The organism is Allobosea sp. P1_A7 (assembly GCF_056406775.1).
The window spans coordinates 25,853-42,660 of record NZ_JBFTZN010000003.1 but is presented as its reverse complement, the minus strand read 5'-3'; the positions used below and the strand labels follow the sequence as shown (position 1 = coordinate 42,660).

At 65.3% G+C, this 16,808-nt stretch carries 20 protein-coding genes; 5 read left to right on the top strand and 15 right to left on the bottom strand.

Translation table 11 applies throughout. The features are described from left to right. Positions 1 to 114 precede the first annotated feature (114 nt). The 3 genes from AC1D34_RS01085 to AC1D34_RS01075 all read left to right on the top strand — a co-directional run bounded on the left by AC1D34_RS01085 (position 115) and on the right by AC1D34_RS01075 (position 2,069). The gene (locus AC1D34_RS01085) at positions 115 to 624 is read left to right on the top strand and encodes a pilus assembly protein N-terminal domain-containing protein (protein ID WP_441490614.1); all 510 of its coding nucleotides are present in this window, start codon (positions 115 to 117) and stop codon (positions 622 to 624) included. Positions 625 to 743: 119 nt separating this feature from the next. After that, the gene (locus tag AC1D34_RS01080) at positions 744 to 1,442 is read left to right on the top strand and encodes a TadE/TadG family type IV pilus assembly protein (RefSeq protein ID WP_441490613.1); all 699 of its coding nucleotides are present in this window, start codon (positions 744 to 746) and stop codon (positions 1,440 to 1,442) included. Positions 1,443 to 1,451: 9 nt separating this feature from the next. Then, positions 1,452 to 2,069 carry a TadE/TadG family type IV pilus assembly protein gene (locus tag AC1D34_RS01075; RefSeq protein ID WP_441490612.1) on the top strand — a complete coding sequence of 206 codons (618 nt, stop codon included), beginning with the start codon at positions 1,452 to 1,454 and terminating at the stop codon, positions 2,067 to 2,069. 140 nt (positions 2,070 to 2,209) lie between these two features. Here AC1D34_RS01075 and AC1D34_RS01070 read toward each other — a convergent pair whose 3' ends face one another. The 9 genes from AC1D34_RS01070 to AC1D34_RS01030 all read right to left on the bottom strand — a co-directional run bounded on the left by AC1D34_RS01070 (position 2,210) and on the right by AC1D34_RS01030 (position 9,417). Continuing rightward, entirely contained in the window at positions 2,210 to 3,709 is a 1,500-nt protein-coding gene (locus AC1D34_RS01070) for a phosphomannomutase/phosphoglucomutase (protein WP_476823270.1), read from the bottom strand. A gap of 145 nt (positions 3,710 to 3,854) precedes the next feature. Next, on the bottom strand, positions 3,855 to 4,406 hold the full coding sequence (locus AC1D34_RS01065; RefSeq protein WP_476823269.1) for a retropepsin-like aspartic protease family protein: 552 nt from the start codon (positions 4,404 to 4,406) through the stop codon (positions 3,855 to 3,857). A 150-nt stretch (positions 4,407 to 4,556) separates the two neighbouring features. Further along, complete coding sequence (locus AC1D34_RS01060) at positions 4,557 to 5,111, bottom strand: PfkB family carbohydrate kinase (RefSeq protein WP_476823268.1); 555 nt, start codon at positions 5,109 to 5,111, stop codon at positions 4,557 to 4,559. Further along, positions 4,994 to 5,464 (bottom strand): PfkB family carbohydrate kinase, encoded by a 471-nt coding sequence (locus AC1D34_RS01055; RefSeq protein ID WP_476823267.1) that lies wholly within the window; start codon positions 5,462 to 5,464, stop codon positions 4,994 to 4,996. Before AC1D34_RS01055 ends, AC1D34_RS01060 begins: the two co-directional genes overlap by 118 nt. After that, complete coding sequence (locus AC1D34_RS01050) at positions 5,461 to 6,357, bottom strand: 2-dehydro-3-deoxygalactonokinase (RefSeq protein ID WP_476823266.1); 897 nt, start codon at positions 6,355 to 6,357, stop codon at positions 5,461 to 5,463. The genes AC1D34_RS01055 and AC1D34_RS01050 overlap by 4 nt, the downstream gene beginning before the upstream one ends. Before the next feature lie 127 nt (positions 6,358 to 6,484). Next, positions 6,485 to 7,063 (bottom strand): protocatechuate 3,4-dioxygenase subunit alpha, encoded by a 579-nt coding sequence (gene pcaG, locus AC1D34_RS01045; protein ID WP_476775071.1) that lies wholly within the window; start codon positions 7,061 to 7,063, stop codon positions 6,485 to 6,487. Then, positions 7,056 to 7,766: a protocatechuate 3,4-dioxygenase subunit beta gene (gene pcaH / locus AC1D34_RS01040; protein ID WP_476823265.1), complete on the bottom strand. Its 711-nt coding sequence runs from the start codon at positions 7,764 to 7,766 to the stop codon at positions 7,056 to 7,058. Before pcaH ends, pcaG begins: the two co-directional genes overlap by 8 nt. Then, entirely contained in the window at positions 7,763 to 8,533 is a 771-nt protein-coding gene (locus AC1D34_RS01035) for a CoA-transferase subunit beta (RefSeq protein ID WP_476823280.1), read from the bottom strand. Before AC1D34_RS01035 ends, pcaH begins: the two co-directional genes overlap by 4 nt. A gap of 26 nt (positions 8,534 to 8,559) precedes the next feature. Beyond that, positions 8,560 to 9,417, bottom strand: a complete 858-nt coding sequence (locus AC1D34_RS01030) for a CoA transferase subunit A (protein WP_441504935.1) — start codon at positions 9,415 to 9,417, stop codon at positions 8,560 to 8,562. A 112-nt stretch (positions 9,418 to 9,529) separates the two neighbouring features. Here AC1D34_RS01030 and AC1D34_RS01025 point away from each other — a divergent pair, with 112 nt between their 5' ends. Beyond that, positions 9,530 to 10,267 carry an IclR family transcriptional regulator domain-containing protein gene (locus AC1D34_RS01025; RefSeq protein ID WP_441490814.1) on the top strand — a complete coding sequence of 246 codons (738 nt, stop codon included), beginning with the start codon at positions 9,530 to 9,532 and terminating at the stop codon, positions 10,265 to 10,267. Positions 10,268 to 10,277: 10 nt separating this feature from the next. Then, positions 10,278 to 11,168 carry an aldose epimerase family protein gene (locus AC1D34_RS01020; RefSeq protein WP_476823264.1) on the top strand — a complete coding sequence of 297 codons (891 nt, stop codon included), beginning with the start codon at positions 10,278 to 10,280 and terminating at the stop codon, positions 11,166 to 11,168. A 4-nt stretch (positions 11,169 to 11,172) separates the two neighbouring features. On the opposite strand, the gene AC1D34_RS01015 is transcribed toward AC1D34_RS01020, so the two are convergent. The 6 genes from AC1D34_RS01015 to AC1D34_RS00990 all read right to left on the bottom strand — a co-directional run bounded on the left by AC1D34_RS01015 (position 11,173) and on the right by AC1D34_RS00990 (position 16,777). Continuing rightward, positions 11,173 to 11,838 (bottom strand): L,D-transpeptidase, encoded by a 666-nt coding sequence (locus AC1D34_RS01015; RefSeq protein WP_476823263.1) that lies wholly within the window; start codon positions 11,836 to 11,838, stop codon positions 11,173 to 11,175. Between the two features lie 156 nt (positions 11,839 to 11,994). Next, positions 11,995 to 12,840, bottom strand: coding sequence for an aldo/keto reductase (locus AC1D34_RS01010; protein WP_476823262.1), 846 nt, complete (start codon positions 12,838 to 12,840; stop codon positions 11,995 to 11,997). A 25-nt stretch (positions 12,841 to 12,865) separates the two neighbouring features. After that, the gene (locus tag AC1D34_RS01005) at positions 12,866 to 14,188 is read right to left on the bottom strand and encodes a bifunctional folylpolyglutamate synthase/dihydrofolate synthase (RefSeq protein ID WP_476823261.1); all 1,323 of its coding nucleotides are present in this window, start codon (positions 14,186 to 14,188) and stop codon (positions 12,866 to 12,868) included. A gap of 34 nt (positions 14,189 to 14,222) precedes the next feature. Beyond that, positions 14,223 to 15,122, bottom strand: a complete 900-nt coding sequence (gene accD, locus AC1D34_RS01000; RefSeq protein ID WP_441490602.1) for an acetyl-CoA carboxylase, carboxyltransferase subunit beta — start codon at positions 15,120 to 15,122, stop codon at positions 14,223 to 14,225. A 37-nt stretch (positions 15,123 to 15,159) separates the two neighbouring features. Beyond that, positions 15,160 to 16,005 (bottom strand): tryptophan synthase subunit alpha, encoded by an 846-nt coding sequence (gene trpA / locus AC1D34_RS00995; RefSeq protein WP_476823260.1) that lies wholly within the window; start codon positions 16,003 to 16,005, stop codon positions 15,160 to 15,162. Positions 16,006 to 16,045: 40 nt separating this feature from the next. Continuing rightward, positions 16,046 to 16,777 (bottom strand): SIMPL domain-containing protein, encoded by a 732-nt coding sequence (locus AC1D34_RS00990; RefSeq protein WP_476823259.1) that lies wholly within the window; start codon positions 16,775 to 16,777, stop codon positions 16,046 to 16,048. Between the last annotated feature and the right edge of the window lie 31 nt (positions 16,778 to 16,808).

Here is a 16,808-nt window from a genome sequence, read left to right as displayed (position 1 = left end):
CATGGCGCCTTCTAGATGCAGAGACCGGTCTAATCGCCTCATTCTGAAGGCCTTAGGGATTGATTCATCATTTTCGGCTTTGCTCCCGATGTTGGAAATCTTGGGCCGCACGCCATGTCGACTGTCCTGCCCTCCACGGCCCCTCATCGCTTTCGCGGCTGGATATTGGCAGCGACCCTGTCGACTCTGTTCCTGCTGGCCCCGGCCCGGGTGGTTCAGGCTGCAGCCGAGCAGAACAGACCGGAGACCGTCGTCGTCACCGTTGATCATGCCAAGGTCGTAAGGCTGCCGGAAAGGGCGCAGACCGTTATCGTTGGCAATCCCGGCATCGCCGACGTCACCGTCCAGAAGAACGGAATCATGGTGGTGACCGGCAAGAGCTTCGGTGTGACCAACCTGATCGCACTCGACGCAAGCGGCACCCTTCTGGCCGAATCCCTCGTGCGCGTGAGCGCGGCCGCGGATTCCATTCTCACAGTCCAGCGCGGGCTGGAGCGCGAGAGCTACTCCTGCACACCAACCTGCCAGCCTTCGATGCAGCTCGGCGACGCCAATCGCTATTTCGGCGAGGTCGGTGGCCAGACCACTCGCCGCAACGCCCTGGCGACCGGCAACGAAAAATAGGCGAAGACGGAGCGATTGGCGCAGCAGGGTGAATGACTGGCTAACGCTGACAGCGCTTCACCGCATGGGCCCCTAACAGATCGGAAATCCTTTCTGTGTAGCCTCCGAGTGGATCGGTGGTGGCACCGCCGTTCCCGCTTGGGGCAAGCCGTCGCATCGCGCTGGCTCAGGACGTGTGGTCAAGCCGCTATCGGATGTATCAGGCCATGACGATTCACGTGACCGTGCGAGACAGCATCCGGAGCCGCCGCGAGAGACAGCGTCCCTGGCACGTCATCAAGCGCTTCCGGAGCGACGAGGCCGGCGTCACGGCCGTGGAATTCGGGTTCATCGGCATCCCGTTCCTCATGCTGATGTTCGCCATTCTCGAAACGGCGTTGATGTTCTGGACAAGCCAGATTCTCGAGGAAGCTGTGTCCCAGACGTCACGCCAACTCCTGACCGGTGAAGCGCTCACGCGCTATTCAGGCAGCGCCGCCGCAAAAACGGAGGCCTTCAAGCGAGACCTCTGCAACAACGCTCCGGGACTGATGAACTGCGACAATCTAACGATCGATGTCCGGACCTACACGTCTTTCGCAACTGCTCGCACTGGCACGACCGGAAGCAATCCGGTCAAAGGGGGCGCGCTCGATACGTCCGGCTTTGGCTACGCCGATCCACAGCCCAGCCAGATCCTCGTCGTGCGAGCGGTGCTTGAATACCCCGTCTTGGTCAGCAGCTGGAATAGCGCGCTGGTGAACCTTGGCACCGATCGACGCGCACTCATCGCCACCACGACGTTCCGTACCGAGCCATTTCTTGGCCTGAAAAGTTAAGAGCACATCATGGCGAAGTTTCCCTCTTCCCATGGTTCGGCGGCGCGGTTTCAGCACCGCCTTCAACGTTTGCTTCATGAGCGCGAGGGCGTGGCTGCGGTCGAGTTTGCACTGATCCTCGTGCCGATGCTCACCATCTATTTTGGTGTGGTCCAGGTGGCTCAAGGCGTGATGATCGATCGCAAGGTCACTCAGCTCAACCGGACCTTGGCCGATCTCACCTCGCAAGCGGCCACGATCAGCAATACCGAACTCGCCAACATCTTCGCCGCGAGCACCATGGTGATGGAGCCATTTACCAAGGTACCCCCTAGCATGGTGGTCGCCAGTATCGTGGTCGACGGCTCTGGGAACGCCAAAGTCTGCTGGAGCGACTCGAACCCGACCGGAAGCGCGCTGTCGCGCGGCTCCGCATTCGCCCTGCCGACAGACCTGCGAGTGCCAAACAGTTCGGTGATTCTGGCCCGCACCACCTATCGCTACACTCCCACGATCGGCTCAGCCATCACGGGCACGATCAATATCAAGAGCACCGATCTCTACATGCGCCCGCGCCTGGGCAAGATCGGCGGCACCACCAAGGTCGAACAGGTGGAGCGCGCAAACTTGGCGATGTGTCCGACCTGAAGCACGGGCCCAAAAATTGGGTTGCAGCTTTCGGGAAAGCCCATGCAAATATAGAAGTTTAGATCATTGGATCGGATAGCCGGACCGATGATCCATACCGGACAGGGCCGGCTCGCGCAGAGCGAACCGGCCTGACGATCTCAGATCGTCTGGTTGTAGGCGCCGACCTCCGGGTTTTCGCGCAGCACGCCGTCGATGGCTGCAAACATCTCGCGCATGCGTGCATCCGAGACCGGGCTTTCGCAGACGACGACAAGCTCCGGCTTGTTTGAGGAAGCGCGGACCAGTCCCCAGGTGCCATCTTCGTTGACGACGCGAACGCCGTTGACGGTGATCACGTCGCGGATCTTCTGGCCGGCGATGGTTTCGCCCTTGGCCTGCATGGCCTCGATGCGCTTCGTCACGCGATCGCTGACCTCGTACTTGATCTCATCGGCGCATTTGGCGGCCATGGTCGGCGTGCCCCAGGTCTTGGGAACGGCGGCATAGAGTTCCGCCATCGACTTGTCCGGGTTGCGGTCGAGCATGTCGATGACCGCCAGTGCCGTGACCACACCATCGTCATAGCCGCGCCCGACCGGCGCGTTGAAGAAGAAATGGCCCGACTTCTCGAACCCCGCCAGCGCGTTGAGATCGCGGACGCGGCGCTTGATATAGGAATGGCCGGTCTTCCAGTAATCGGTCTTCACGCCGAGCTTCTGCAGCTCGGGGTCGGTGATGAAGAGCCCGGTCGATTTCACGTCGACGACGAACTGTGCACCGGGATGCAACCTGCCGAGGTCGCGCGCCAGCATCACGCCGATCTTGTCGGCGAAGATCTCCTCGCCGTGATTGTCGACCACGCCGCAGCGGTCGCCGTCGCCATCGAAGCCGAGCGCAACGTCAGCGCCGTGCTGCTTCACGGCATCCGCCATGGCATGCAGCATCTTCATGTCTTCGGGGTTGGGATTGTAACGCGGGAAGGAGTGGTCGAGCTCGGCATCCATCGGGATGACCTCGCAGCCGATCGCCTCCAGGATCTGCGGAGCGAAGGCGCCAGCCGTGCCGTTGCCGCAAGCCGCGATGACCTTGAGCTTGCGCGTGATCCTCGGCCGGTTGGTCAGGTCCTTGATGTAGAGAGCCGGGAAATCGGGAACGAAGACATAGGAACCACCGCCCGACAGCTCGAAATCGGCCGCGAGCACGATGTCGCGGAGCTGGCCCATTTCGTCGGGGCCGAAGGTGACAGGGCGCTGCGCGCCCATCTTCACGCCGGTCCAGCCATTGTCGTTATGCGAGGCCGTGACCATCGCAACGCAGGGAACGTCGAGCGCGAACTGGGCGAAATACGCCATCGGCGACATGGCAAGGCCGATATCATGGACCTTGCAGCCCGCTGCCATCAGGCCGGTGACCAGCGCCATCTTGATCGACGACGAGTAGCCGCGGAAATCATGGCCGGTGACGATCTCGGGCTTGATGCCCATGCGCTTGATCAGCGTGCCGAGGCCCATGCCGACGGCCTGCACGCCCATCAGGTTCAGTTCCTTGCCGAAGAACCAGCGCGCGTCATACTCGCGGAACCCCGTCGGCTTTACCATCGGCAGGGATTCATACTCGAAGGTATTCGGGAACAGCTCAGGCAGTGGCTTCGGGAACATCAAGGCATCCATTGCAAGGGAACATGCAGGGCGAACGAAGCATCAAGCCACATGAATGCAGCCTGACCGTGACACGGCAGCGACGCCGTCTTGACGGACACTTGGCATAGCGGATCGCGGCCGATTAGGAAACGCCGGAGACCGCCTAACCGCGCAGGATCATGCGACCGGTCTGGACCTCGTAGCCCTTGAGCTTGCTTAGAAAAGAGGTTCCAAGCAGGCTGACGGACAGCGCCCCGGCGGGCAGCACCATGGCCTCGACATTGCGCACGATGATAGCACCGAGCCTGACCTCGCGCAGGTTCACCCGGGCGCCCCGTACGACGCCGTTGGCTGTGCGCAGCGTGATCTTGTAGTCGGAAGCTGCAGGGCGGATGCCGAGCCCCAGGGCATCGCTCTCCGTCAACGCGATGAAACTCGCACCGGTATCGACCAACATCCTGACGCGGTAATTGTCGATGGTCGGATGGACCATGTAGTGACCGCGAGAATCGGCCGCCACGGTGACCATCGGAGGCTCGATCGATCGGGCGACTGGAGGCGGTGACGCGGGAGGTCGCGCGCCGGTCGCGACAGCCGCCGCGCGGGGCGTGTCATCATCCTCGACATAGCCTGCCAGACGCGTGCCGTATGACATCGCGCCGTAACCGACGGTAAAGGCTACTCCGAGCGCCCAGATGATGGGCCGTTGCGCCATCTGCTTTCAGTCTCCGCCACGTTCCCGGGATGCTGCACCTGGGACACTGCCGAAGAATGAATGGGAAGGGGCGGATTGGCGGGTTCGGCCAAGCTCCGACCCGATGAATCCAAACAGGCTTAACGTATCGTCATCCACATCGAGGGCATCTCAGAGGAAGCCGGCACCGGCCAGTGCCTCGATCTCCGGCCGCCGTGGCACGCTTGGTTGCGCACCGGGCACCGTGCAGGCGAGCGAACCGGCTGCGAGCCCGCGCTGAAGCGCGCCTGAAAAACCATAGCCGGCATCGAGCGCCGCCGCGAAAGCCCCGACAAAGCTGTCTCCGGCCGCGACCGTGTCGACAACCTCGACCTTCGGCGCTTCGAGGCGGCGCCGAACGCCGCCATGCCAGCCGACGACGCCCTCGCCACCGAGCGTGACGACACAGGCAATGCCGCGCTCGGCATCGACGCGCTGCGCAAAGGCGTCAGGCTCCCGCTCGGCCCAACCCCAAGCGCTGGCAAGCACCAGCGCCTCGTGCTCGTTGACGATCAGCATGTCCAGGCAATCGAGCAATTCGGGAGCAGGCGTGCCGGCCGGCGCCAGGTTCAGGATGACGCGCCCGCCCGCCTGCCTCGCCAGCCGGGCCGCCGCGATGCACTCCGTCTCCGGAACCTCGCGCTGCAGCAACAGGATGTTACGCTGGCCAAGCGGCAGGTCGCGCAAGCCAGCGGCCCGGGCCTGGCATTCGCGCCGGCCGCCACCACAATTTGATTGGAGCCTGCTGCATCGACCGCGATGAAGGCGGCACCCGTCGGCGCCTCGACCCGCTCGACCAGCGTGAGATCGACTCCGTCGGCGGCCAGCAGGGACAGGGCGATCTCGGCAAAGGCGTCACGCCCGACAGCGCCGGCGAGCACGACCTCGGCGCCCGCCCGACGGGCGGCAAGCGCCTGGTTGGCCCCCTTGCCGCCGGGGTGCAGCGCATAGCCCGGGCCGATCACCGTCTCGCCGGCTCCCGGCAGGCGCTCGACGGGCGTGACCAGATCGACATTCAGCGATCCGAAGACGGTGATCACGCCACCAGCCTCGCAGCCAGACGCTTCACACCCGCGACAAAGGCGTCTTCCGGTGTCGTGATCTGGAAGGGCAGGCCCGCCGTCTCGAACGCCGCTCCATAGCTCGCAGCCAGCGCTCCATCGGCCACGAGATGGACCGTGGCAGGGCGTCCGAACAACGCCTGCACGCCGGCAATCTCCTGGCCGACCAGAAGCGCCGAGAGATAGGGCCCGACCGCGCCGCCGCCCATTCGCCCCGCCAGCACCTCGGTACGCGCCGCAAAGGCTGCGTTGAGCAGCCCGGCAGGCCGCGCTGCTGCAGCAAAGCCGCGTGCGGCGCCGGTGCTTGCGTCGTCTCCGGAGGGCTCTTCCGCGAGGCGCGCCAGAATCGAATGCTGACGCAGCAGGCCGTAGGTCTCGCCGGTCATGAAGCTGGCAAAGCGCGTGATCCGGCCAGCCCGCACTTCAGCCCATTTCGAATGGGTGCCGGGCAAGCAGGCAATGCCCTCGTCGAGACCGAGTCCGACGATCAGAGTTTCCTCGCCACGCATGACATCGAAGGCACCATCGTCCCAGGACAGGCCGGGCAGCACGGTTGCGCGTGTTCCGTCCTCCAGCGTCACCGCGATGCCGGCGTCTGCCAGCGCTTCGATTGAGGCCGGGCACGCGACGTAAGGCGCCTCGACCCAGCCATTGCGGCTGCCGACCATGCCGGCGAGCACGATCGCGGCATCCGGCCGCCTGCGGCGGAAATCACCGGCGATCCCCTCGAAAGCGGCCGGGAAGCCTCCCGCCGGCACGGATTGGATGCCCTGATCCGCAACCCGCCGGTCCATCACGTAGCCGTCCTCGCCGATGAGGAAGGCGCGGGCACGGGTGGTGCCCCAGTCGAGCGCGATCAAGGGTTTCGGCATGGCGGGCTCCGGCACGGCGTCGGTCATGGCCCTGCCTTGCCGCATCAGGCGCGGGCGAAGCAGAGCGCTGACCCGACTATCTCCTTGGCCCGCAAGCCGGGGTCAAGCCCGCACATGCCGCACGGGCTCAGACGTCGAAGAACACCGTCTCGCCTTCGCCCTGCAGCCGGATGTCGAAATGGAAGACGCCGTCCGGGCCACGTTGCGCGATCAGCGTTTCACGCCGCTCATGCGGGACCAGCGCGAGCACGGGATCGGACGCATTGGCAGGGTCGTCCGAGAAATAGATGCGGGTCACCAGCCGGAGCAGGAGCCCGCGCGCGAAGACCGAGACGGCGAGATGGGGCGCCTGCCTCGTACCGTTTAGCCCCTCCACCGCGCCCGGCCGCACCGTCTCGAAATGGAAGAAGCCTTCCGGCGAGGTTTCCGCCCGGCCGAAGCCTGTGAAGCCGGCATTGCCCCCGGCATTGTGTCGTCCATCCGCATCGGCCTGCCAGACCTCGATCATGGCGTCCGGCACCGGTTCGCCATCGCCATCGAGGACATGGCCGCGAATGGTGATGCGTTCGCCCGCGACGCCATCGGTTGCAATCCGCTCATTGGCCAGCTCCGAACCGCCATAGGCGCGGGGCGTCAGCGCATAGGCGTAGAAGGGGCCGACCGTCTGCGAGGGGGTGAGGCCCAAGGGGGCTTTGCGCTCAGTCATCATGCGGCTCCTCGAGCGGCGTCGCGTCGCGACCGCGCAGAATGATGTCGAACTGGTATCCGAGCGCCCATTCCGGTTCGGTCGTATCGATGTCGAAGCGCGAGATCAGGCGCTCCCGTGCCTTCGCGTCCGGGATCGACTGGAAGATCGGGTCGTAGGCGAAGAGCGGATCGCCCGGGAAATACATCTGGGTGATCACGCGCGAGAGGAAGCTCGGCCCGAACAGAGAGAAATGGATATGCGCCGGGCGCCAGGCGTTGTGATGGTTGCGCCAGGGATAGGCGCCGGGCTTGATCGTGACGAAGCGATAGCGCCCTTCCGCATCGGTCATGGCGCGGCCGGCTCCCGTGAAATTCGGGTCGAGCGGCGCGGGATGCTGATCGCGCAGATGGACGTAGCGCCCTGCCGCGTTGGCTTGCCAGATCTCGACCAGTGTATGCGGCACCGGTCTGCCATCCTCGTCAAGCACCCGGCCCGTCACGATGACCCGCTCGCCGAGCGGCTCGCCCTCATGCTGCAGGGTGAGATCTGAATCGCCGGCTTGCACGGCGCCATGACCGAACGCCGGACCGCTGATCTCCGACAGCGTATGCGGCACCAGGATCAGCGGCTGCGAGGGTGCGCGCTTCAGCGTACTCGTATAGGCCGGCGACGCGTTGAGCGGATGGGCCTTCAGGCCATCGCGTGGATAGATCAGGCTCATGCCGCTACTCCATGCGCTCGCTTGGTCCGGGCGTGCAGATCGCGCAGGATCTCGATCTCCTGCGCGGTCGGCGCCGGAGTTTCGACGAGTTCGCCAGCGAAACGCAAGGTCCAGCCGCAACCGGCCTGAACCTGATCCCGCGTCACGCCAGGATGCAGCGCAGTGACAGTCAGCTCGGCGCTCTCGGCATCGGGTTCCATGACGCAAAGATCGGTGATCACCTTGGTCGGCCCCTTGGTCTTGAGGCCGAGCCGTTCCCGATCGCCCCTGCCCTTGCCGTGCCCGAAGGACGTGATGAAGGGCAGCGTTTCGACGAAGGCGCGCGAGCCCATCGCCATCGTGATGAAGATCTCGCCGCAATTGCTGGCGATTTCCGGCGCGCCGCCGCCGCCGGGAAGCCTCACCTTCGGCGCGGCATAGTCCCCGACGACCGTGGTGTTCAGATTGGCGTAGCGATCGATCTGCGCACCGCCCAGGAAACCAATGGTGATCCGGCCGCCCTGCAGCCAGTAGCGGAACATCTCGGGCACGCCGACCGTGGTCAGCGCGGTATCACAGAGTTCGCCGTCGCCGATCGAGAGCGGCAGCACGGAGGGGCGGGTGGAGAGCGTACCGGATTCGTAGATCAGCGTGATCTTCGGGGCATGGGTCAGGCGCGCCAGGTTGCAGGCGGCCGAGGGTGCGCCGATACCGACGAAGCAGACATCGTCATTGGTCAGCAGGCGGGCAGCCGCAATGCTCATCATCTCGGTGGGCGTGTGGCTCATGGGAGTATGGCTCATGGCGCTGATCCTCACGCTGCCTGCCGAGCAAGGCCGGCATGGTGCGCAAACACCTCCGGCCCCTGCTCCAGGACATTTGCCTTCATCCAGGCCATGAATGTGTCGCGCTCCCGGGCGATCTTGTCCCAGGCAATGTAGAAGTCGTTGGCGCGCTTGTAATAACCGTGGGCGTAGGATGGGTAGGCTCCGCCCGGCACCCTGGCGATGGCGGTCACCGCCCAGGACGGCAGGATGACGGCATTGGCATTGCGTGGACCAAAGTCCTCGACGATCTCCTCGACGGTAACCAGCGAACGCCTGGCCGCGAGTACGGCCTCTTTCTGCACGCCAACAATGCCTTCGAGCAAGACATTGCCTTCGCGATCCGCCTTCTGTGCATGAATGACGGCGGCGTCGGGCCGGATGGCGGGAACTGTCGCCAGGACTTCCCCGGTATAGGGGCAGGTGACGGATTTGATCCGGGGATTGACCTTGGGCAGATCGACGCCCTTGTAACCGCGAAACACCGCGAAGGGCAGGTTGGCGGCGCCGGCCTCATAGGCATTGGCCATGGCGGCGTGGCTGTGCTCTTCAAGCTCGAGCTTATGCGGCCAGCCATTCTCGACCGCATCACGCAGGCGATGCAGCGAGCCGACGCCAGGGTTGCCGCCCCAGGAGAAGACCAGCTTTTCCGCGCAACCCATCCCGATCATCTGATCGTAGATCAGGTCCGGCGTCATGCGGATCAGCGTCAGCCGCTTGCGGCCCTGACGGATCGCCTCATGCCCGGCAGCATGCGGGATGAGGTGAGTGAAGCCTTCCATCGCGACGGAGCAGCCGTCACGCACCACCGTCTCGATTCCCTCGGCGAGGGAGACGAACTCAGCCACCTTGACATCTCCTCGTTTTGTGCGTTAATCGCACATCGTTTTGATTTTCGAACAATACCCATTGCGTCAACAGGGGTCAAGATTGGGCACTGCAACGTCGGATCGCGACCATATGGCCGCCCTGGAAAAGGGGCTGGCCGTGATCGAATGCTTCGACGCGGCGCATGAGAAGCTCACGATTGCAGACGTGGCGCGCGCCACCGAATTGTCTCGCGCGGCGGCCCGGCGCTGCCTTCTGACGCTCACAAGGATCGGCTACGCTGAATTCGACGGCAAGTTCTTCCGGCTGACGCCGCGCGTGCTCAGGCTAGGCCATGCCTGGCTGGCCTCCAGCGCCCTGCCCCAGCTCGTCCAGCCCTTCCTGGAGCGGTTGTCCGAGGAAACCCATGAATCCTCCTCGGCCTCGCTGCTCGACGGGCACGAGATCGTCTATATCGCGCGTTCGGCGCAGAGGCGGATCATGTCCGTCGGCCTTTCCGTCGGCTCGCGCCTGCCCGCCTTCTGCACCTCGATGGGGCGCGTCCTTCTCGCAGCGCTGCCACCGGACGAGGCCCGCGAACGGATTCTGGCCGGCCGGCCGCGAGCGCTGACGCCTCATACCGTAACGGAGCCGGAACGGATCATGGCCGCCTTGGCGGCGGCACGCGAACAGGGTTACAGCGTGGTCGATCAGGAACTGGAACTTGGCCTGATCTCGATGGCACTCCCCCTCGCCAATGCGCGTGGCGAGACCGTTGCCGCCTTCAATATTTCCGGGCAGGTGCAGCGAACCTCGGCGGAGGAGATGGTGGCGCAGTTCCTGCCGCGCATGCGCTCGATGCAGGCGATGCTACGCCCGCTGATCAAGTAAGGACATCACCATGCTTACCCTGCAGTCCGGACCTCTCTCCGCCGCGATCGCGCCCGAGGTCGGTGCGATGGTGACCGCGCTCGAATGGCGCGCGCCTGACGGGCAGTTGCGTTCGCTTCTGCGGGCGCCGGCGGGGGCGGTTCCCTCGATCGCGGCCCCCAATCGCTTCGGCAGCTGGGCCATGCTGCCCTTTGCCAATCGCGCCTTCGATTGCGTCATCGACGATGGCGAGCAGCGCTTTCGGGTGCCGGCCAACGATCCTGCGGGAACAGGCAGCATTCATGGTTTCGGCTGGCAGTCGGACTGGGAGGTCCTGCGGTATGACCACGGCCATACCGTCCTGGAACATCGGCGCAGCGCCGGTGAAGATCCCTACCGCTACCGCGCGCGGCAGGAGATCAGCCTCGACGATTCCGGTATGACCATCGCCCTTGCGATCATAAACGAGGCGGATGTGGCCCTACCCTTTGGTTTCGGGCTGCATCCCTGGTTTCCCGCGGCGGCGGATACGCGCCTCAGGATGCGCTCCGACGGCGCATTGATCCTCGGCAACGGCTTCCGCGCGACCGGCTCGCAGCCGCTCGCAGATGGCGGCCCCTATGCCGCCAACCCGCTCTTCGCAACTCAGGCAGAAACGGCCTGGAGCTTCCTCGGTTGGGATGGCACTGCGCGCATGGAAACACCGTCGCGCGGCGTCGACATCACCGTCACGGCAAGCGAAACGCTTCGCTGCCCGGTCGTATGGGCGCCTCCTGGTGCCGACTTCCTCTGCGTCGAGCCGCAAAGCCACGCCATCGGTTCGCCGAGCGAGGCTGCAGCGCGCGCGACCTCTCCGCTCACCCGGCTTCAGCCGGGCGAGACGCTCAGCGGCTGGATGCGGATCGCCGTGGAGGCGATCTGAGCCCTTATCTCCAGGTCGGCCCGACCCGGTAGGGCTGGTAGCCATAGGCGTTGGGCGGCAGGGTCGGCCGCATGAAGAGCTGATCACGCGCCGCATCCCAGTTCGGCACGCCACGCTGATGCGCGATCGCGGCCGCACGCTGCTTGGATTTCGACTGCGCAATGGCGACCTTGCTCTTTTGAGGCGCCTTCGCGAGCTTGCTCTTGGCACCGCCTGCCCTGGCAAATTGCGACAGCCCGTCCGAACTGGCACCATTCAGCGCAATACGCGTCTGGCCGGCACCGTGCTTCTTGACCAGCGCAAACAGCTTGGCGGCATGGGCAGGATGCAGCCGGATGCAGCCATGCGATGCCGGCCGGCCGAGTGCACCTACCGCTGTCGTGCCGTGGATGGCATAGCCACCACGGAAGAACACGGAATAGGGCATCGCCCCGCCATATTTGCGCGAGTACCAGCTCCGCTCCAGCCGCGTCGGGCTATAAACGCCGTTGGGCGAGCGGAATCCCTTGCGGCCGGATGAGATCGCCCAATTGTAGATCTCTCCGTCAGTGGTCGTCACCTGCATGCGCTGGGCAGCCAGGTCGACGCGGACCTGAACGCCGGCCTGGGCCGAAGCCAAGCCGGCAAGCGAAAGAAACAATACGGCGAGGACGCCGAGGACGCGACGCATCACACCACTCCTGAAGACGCAACCGTTGCAAGAATTCGGCGTTGTCGGATGCGATGCTCCGCCGCCTTTACTCTAGGAAACGCCCTTCAGCCCCCAGTTGTAAAGCAGAAAGCCGCAACTTGGTTTCCGCACGGCCGGCTTGACCTGCAGGCGCCCCTACAACATCGGCAGGGAACGGGGCTTTGGTCCACGTGGAAAAGCAGCGTCGATCCGCGCGATCTCGCTGTCGCTCAGGCGCAGCTTCAGCGCGCCGGCATTGTCCTCGACATGTTGGGCCCTGGCGGCCTTCGGGATCGCGAAGACCGGGGATTGGCGGGTCAGGAAGGCAAGCGCGACCTGACGCGGTGTTGCTCCATGCGTGATCGCGACATCGGTGAGCACGCGGCCGCCGGCACTTGCGGCTAAGGGAAAATCATCCTGACCAAATGGGCTGTAGGCGGTCACCGCAACGCCGTGACGCTCGCACCACGGGATGACCATATGCTCGATGGCACGTTCGCCGAGATGATAAAGGACCTGGTTGCAGGCGATGATGCCCTCGCCGGCAATCGCCAGCGCCTCGTCGAGATCATCGACGTCGAAATTGCTGACGCCCCAGGACAGAAGCTTGCCCTGGCGCTTCAGGTCCTCGAAGGCTGCGAAAGTCTCCTCCAGCGCGTATGAGCCGCGCCAATGCAGCAGGAAGCAGTCGAGCCTGTCGGTGCGCAGCCGCCTCAGCGATTCCTCGCAGGCCCTGCGCGTCCCCGCACGAGAGGCGTTGTACGGCAGCACCTTGGAAACGAGGAAGACCTCGTCTCGCCGCCCGGCGATGGCTTCTCCGACAATCTCCTCCGAGCGGCCGGAGCCATACATCTCTGCCGTGTCGAGATGGCGCAGGCCAAGGTCGAGCCCGCGACGCAAAGCCGCCACCGCGCCGGCCTGATCGGCGAGTTCGATGTTCCAGGTGCCCTGGCCGATGACGGGGAGCGACGGGCCATTTGCTCCGAATTGCCGGGCCTGCATCGCACTCTCCCCATCCGTGCCGGTGCTACACCGGTGGCGTACCGTTGGCCGAAAGCACTTCGCCGGCCAGATAGAGCGAGCCGCAGATCAGGATGCGCGGCGGCGCCCGCCAGGTCCGCACGGCGATCTCGCGCAACGCCTGCTCGACGGAACCTGCGACCTCGGCCTTCAACCCGGCGCCCCTCGCGAGAGCCGCAACCTCGTCGGCCGGGCGGGCGGCCAGTTGGTTGTGGATCGGCACGGCGAAGAGCGCGTGCGCGAGACCCTTGAAATGCCCGAGCGTCGCGGTTGCGTCCTTGGTCGAGAGCAATCCCGCGATCATGACGAGCGGAGCCGGGTTCTTCTCCTCCAGATCGGCCATCGCCTGCGCAAGAACGCGGCCGCCATCGGGATTATGGCCGCCATCGAGCCATAGCTCGGCGCCAGCAGGCACGAGTTCGGCGAGTTGGCCGCGCGCCAGCCTTTGCAGCCGTGCCGGCCATTCGGCATTGAGCATGCCCTGCTCGAAGGCGCGGGCCGGCAGGCCGCCATATCCGGCTGCGCGCAAGGCCGCTATGGCCGTACCGGCATTGACGTGCTGATGACGCCCGGTGAGGCGCGGCAACGGCAGATCGAGCAGGCCGTCGCCATCCTCGTAGACCAGCCGTCCACCCGCCTCGTGAATGTTGAAGTCCTGCGCGCCGATCAGAATTTTCGAGGCTCCCACGCGTTCGGCCGCGGCTTCGAGCACGGCCGTCGGCTCCGGTTCCTGTGGCGCGATCACGGCCGGGGCGCCGCGCTTGAAGATGCCGGCCTTCTCGCCCGCGATCTTGGTGACGGTATCGCCGAGATACTCGGCATGGTCCATCGAGACCGGCGTCACCACCGTGCAGGCGGGATGGGCGACGACATTCGTGGTGTCGAAGCGACCGCCGAGACCGACCTCGAGCAGCAGAACGTCGGCCTTGTGCTCGGAGAAGAGAAGCATGGCGGCCGAAGTGGTGATCTCGAAGAAGGTGATCTGGTCGCCGGCATTGGCCCGCTCGCAGCGCTCCAGTGCCTCGACCAGCACGGCCTCGTCGACGAAACGACCGCCGCCCGGCTGACCGAGCCGGATGCGCTCATGAAAGCGCACCAGATGCGGCGAAGTGTAGACATGGACGCTGAGACCCGCCGCCTCGAGAATCGCCCGCATGAAGGCGATGGTCGAACCCTTGCCATTGGTGCCGGCGACATGGATCACCGGCGGCAGGCGCTTGTGCGGATCGCCGAGCCGCTCCAGTAAGGTCAGGATGCGGCCGAGCGAGAGATCGATCAGCTTGGGATGCAGCGCCAGGAAGCGCGCCAGCAGCGTGTCGGAAGACCCCATGATGCGCTCGGCCTCCGGCCGTCCGTTATCCGTGTCAGGCCGCTTCGGGGACCGGCCCGACCGGTTGCTTGGCATCAGCTGCCGGCTCGGACTGCTTGGTCAGCAGGCGGCCCAGCCGCGCCAGCGTCGCCGGAATCTCATGGCGATGGACAACCATGTCGACCATGCCGTGATCCTTGAGATATTCGGCGCGCTGGAAGCCTTCGGGCAGCTTCTCGCGGATGGTCTGCTCAATGACGCGCGGACCCGCGAAACCGATCAGGGCGCCCGGCTCGGCGATGTGGACGTCGCCCAGCATCGCGTAGGACGCCGTGACGCCGCCGGTGGTCGGGTTGGTCAGAACCACGAAATAGGGCAGCCCAGCCGCGCGCAGACGCCTGATCGCGACCGTCGTTCGCGGAAGCTGCATCAGCGAGAGGATGCCCTCCTGCATGCGCGCACCGCCTGAGGCGGCGAACACGACATAGGGGGTCTTCTTCTCGAGCGCGGTCTCGGCGCCCTTGATGAAGGCTTCGCCCGCCGCCATGCCGAGCGAGCCGCCCATGAAGTGGAAGTCCTGCACGGCAATCGTCAGGGGCAGGCCCTGGACGCGGCCGAAGCCGACCTTGAACGCATCGGCCGCGCCGGTCTTGGCGCGCGCGTCCTTGAGGCGGTCGACATAGCGCTTCTCGTCACGGAACTTCAGCGGATCGACCGCGACCTCCGGCAGCGGGACATCGACCCATTTGCCCTCGTCGAAAGTCAGGCGCAGCCGATCCTGCGCGGTGACGCGCATATGATGGTCGGAGCCCGGAATGACGAAGCCATTGGCCTCGACGTCCTTGTGGAAGACCATCTGCCCGGAATCAGGGCACTTGATCCAGAGGTTCTCGGGGCTCTCGCGCTTGAAGAGGGTCTTGATGCGCGGGCGAACGACTTCGGAAATCCAGTTCATCGGATCATCCTTGAAACGTGTGACTGGAGCGGCCGGGTCAGGCCGCCTTGGAGACCGTGCGGATGCCGGCAGCCAGTTCCGCAACCAGCGAGGTGACCGCCGAAACCGTCTTGTCCGTGGCCTTGCCGTCCGCATCCAGCGAGAGGCGAACCCGCTCGACGAGCGCGGAGCCGACGACGACCCCGTCGGCGCCCTTCGCGATGGCTGCGGCATCGGCCGCCGTTTTCACGCCAAAGCCGACAGCGACCGGCAGATCGGTGTGGCGCTTGATCCGGGCCACCGCATCGCCGACCGCGTTGTAGCTCACGATCGCGCCACCGGTTACGCCCGTCATCGAGACATAATAGACGAAGCCAGAGGTGTTGCTGAGCACCTTCGGCAGGCGCTTGTCGTCGGTCGTCGGCGTGGCCAGACGGATGAAGCTGATACCGGCCTCAAGAGCCGGCAGGCAGAGCTCCACATCCTCTTCCGGCGGCAGATCGACAACGATGAGCCCGTCGACGCCGATCCGACGCGCATCCTGCAGGAAGCGCTCGACGCCATAGGCCCAGATCGGATTGTAGTATCCCATCAGCACGATCGGCGTGTCATGGCCGGCCTTGCGGAAGGACTCGACCATGGCCAGCGTCTTCTTCAGCGTCTGCCCCGCCTTCAAGGCCCGCTGGCCCGCGAGCTGGATCGGGACGCCGTCGGCCATCGGATCGGTGAAGGGCACGCCGAGCTCGATCACATCCGCGCCTGCCTCAGGCAGGGCATTGAGGATCGCGCTTGCGGTCTCGAAATCCGGGTCGCCAGCGGTGACGAAGGTCACCAGCGCTGCCCGACCTTGGGCAGCGCAAGCGGCGAAGCGGGACTGGATGCGGGTCTGGCCGGTCTCTGTCATGAGCGTGCGGTTAGCATGAAGGGGGCGGGCTGGCGAGGGCTCAGGGCGCGATGCGCCAAACCGTACGCAGCGAACTCGTCACCGTGATCTCGCCGGGTTCGACCGAAATCGGTGCAGCACCAGCCGCCATGCGGAAGGCACGAACATCGCCCGCGGCGCGGCCTGGGATTTCGGCTTCAGCCTCGACGATCGAGACCAGCTCGCCGACCTTGACGCCGAGTGCCGTGGCATGGAGTTCGGCCCGCGCACGCGCCGCCTCCGCCGCCTTCAGGCGCGCGGCATCCTTGGCCCTGCTCTCGTCCGCCAGCCCGAAGCTTATGCCGGACATCTCGTTCGCGCCGGCCTTTGCCAGCGCGTCGATCAGCGGACCGGCCTTGGCGAGATCGCGCACGGTGACGGTCAAGCCGGTGCGGGCCTCGTAGCCGTCGATCGTGGCGGCGCGCGGCGGCTTCGGACCGGGAGACATGGAAGGCTGCGTCATGCGCGGCATCAGCGAGACCTGCGAGGTCATCAGATCGGCTGGGGCGATGCCCGCCGCCTTGACGGCTTCGACCAGCCTGGCCAGCGCCGGCGTGTTCTGGGCGAGAGCCTCGGCGGCCGTCTTGCCCTCGCTGACAATGCCGGCCTGCAGGATCGCGATATCGGGCCTGACCCTGACCTCGCCCTCGGTCCGGATGACGATTCCCTCGGCGGGAGCCACCGTGTTCGCGGTCTGGGCCATGACGGGGCCAGACAGAACCAGCATGGCGGCGAGCAGAATCGTCTTCTTCATCGTTTTATCCTCAGGCTATCGGACGGGGCCG

What these genes read in the sequence shown, in the direction of transcription:
- AC1D34_RS01085 (WP_441490614.1), top strand. Translation starts at nt 115, where the DNA reads ATGTCGACTGTCCTGCCCTCCACGGCCCCTCATCGCTTTCGCGGCTGG.
- AC1D34_RS01075 (WP_441490612.1), top strand. Translation starts at nt 1,452, where the DNA reads ATGGCGAAGTTTCCCTCTTCCCATGGTTCGGCGGCGCGGTTTCAGCAC.
- AC1D34_RS01070 (WP_476823270.1), bottom strand. Translation starts at nt 3,709, where the DNA reads ATGTTCCCGAAGCCACTGCCTGAGCTGTTCCCGAATACCTTCGAGTAT.
- AC1D34_RS01065 (WP_476823269.1), bottom strand. Translation starts at nt 4,406, where the DNA reads ATGGCGCAACGGCCCATCATCTGGGCGCTCGGAGTAGCCTTTACCGTC.
- AC1D34_RS01050 (WP_476823266.1), bottom strand. Translation starts at nt 6,357, where the DNA reads ATGCCGAAACCCTTGATCGCGCTCGACTGGGGCACCACCCGTGCCCGC.
- pcaG (WP_476775071.1), bottom strand. Translation starts at nt 7,063, where the DNA reads ATGACTGAGCGCAAAGCCCCCTTGGGCCTCACCCCCTCGCAGACGGTC.
- pcaH (WP_476823265.1), bottom strand. Translation starts at nt 7,766, where the DNA reads ATGAGCCTGATCTATCCACGCGATGGCCTGAAGGCCCATCCGCTCAAC.
- AC1D34_RS01035 (WP_476823280.1), bottom strand. Translation starts at nt 8,533, where the DNA reads ATGAGCCACACGCCCACCGAGATGATGAGCATTGCGGCTGCCCGCCTG.
- AC1D34_RS01025 (WP_441490814.1), top strand. Translation starts at nt 9,530, where the DNA reads ATGGCCGCCCTGGAAAAGGGGCTGGCCGTGATCGAATGCTTCGACGCG.
- AC1D34_RS01020 (WP_476823264.1), top strand. Translation starts at nt 10,278, where the DNA reads ATGCTTACCCTGCAGTCCGGACCTCTCTCCGCCGCGATCGCGCCCGAG.
- AC1D34_RS01015 (WP_476823263.1), bottom strand. Translation starts at nt 11,838, where the DNA reads ATGCGTCGCGTCCTCGGCGTCCTCGCCGTATTGTTTCTTTCGCTTGCC.
- AC1D34_RS01010 (WP_476823262.1), bottom strand. Translation starts at nt 12,840, where the DNA reads ATGCAGGCCCGGCAATTCGGAGCAAATGGCCCGTCGCTCCCCGTCATC.
- AC1D34_RS01005 (WP_476823261.1), bottom strand. Translation starts at nt 14,188, where the DNA reads ATGGGGTCTTCCGACACGCTGCTGGCGCGCTTCCTGGCGCTGCATCCC.
- accD (WP_441490602.1), bottom strand. Translation starts at nt 15,122, where the DNA reads ATGAACTGGATTTCCGAAGTCGTTCGCCCGCGCATCAAGACCCTCTTC.
- trpA (WP_476823260.1), bottom strand. Translation starts at nt 16,005, where the DNA reads ATGACAGAGACCGGCCAGACCCGCATCCAGTCCCGCTTCGCCGCTTGC.
- AC1D34_RS00990 (WP_476823259.1), bottom strand. Translation starts at nt 16,777, where the DNA reads ATGAAGAAGACGATTCTGCTCGCCGCCATGCTGGTTCTGTCTGGCCCC.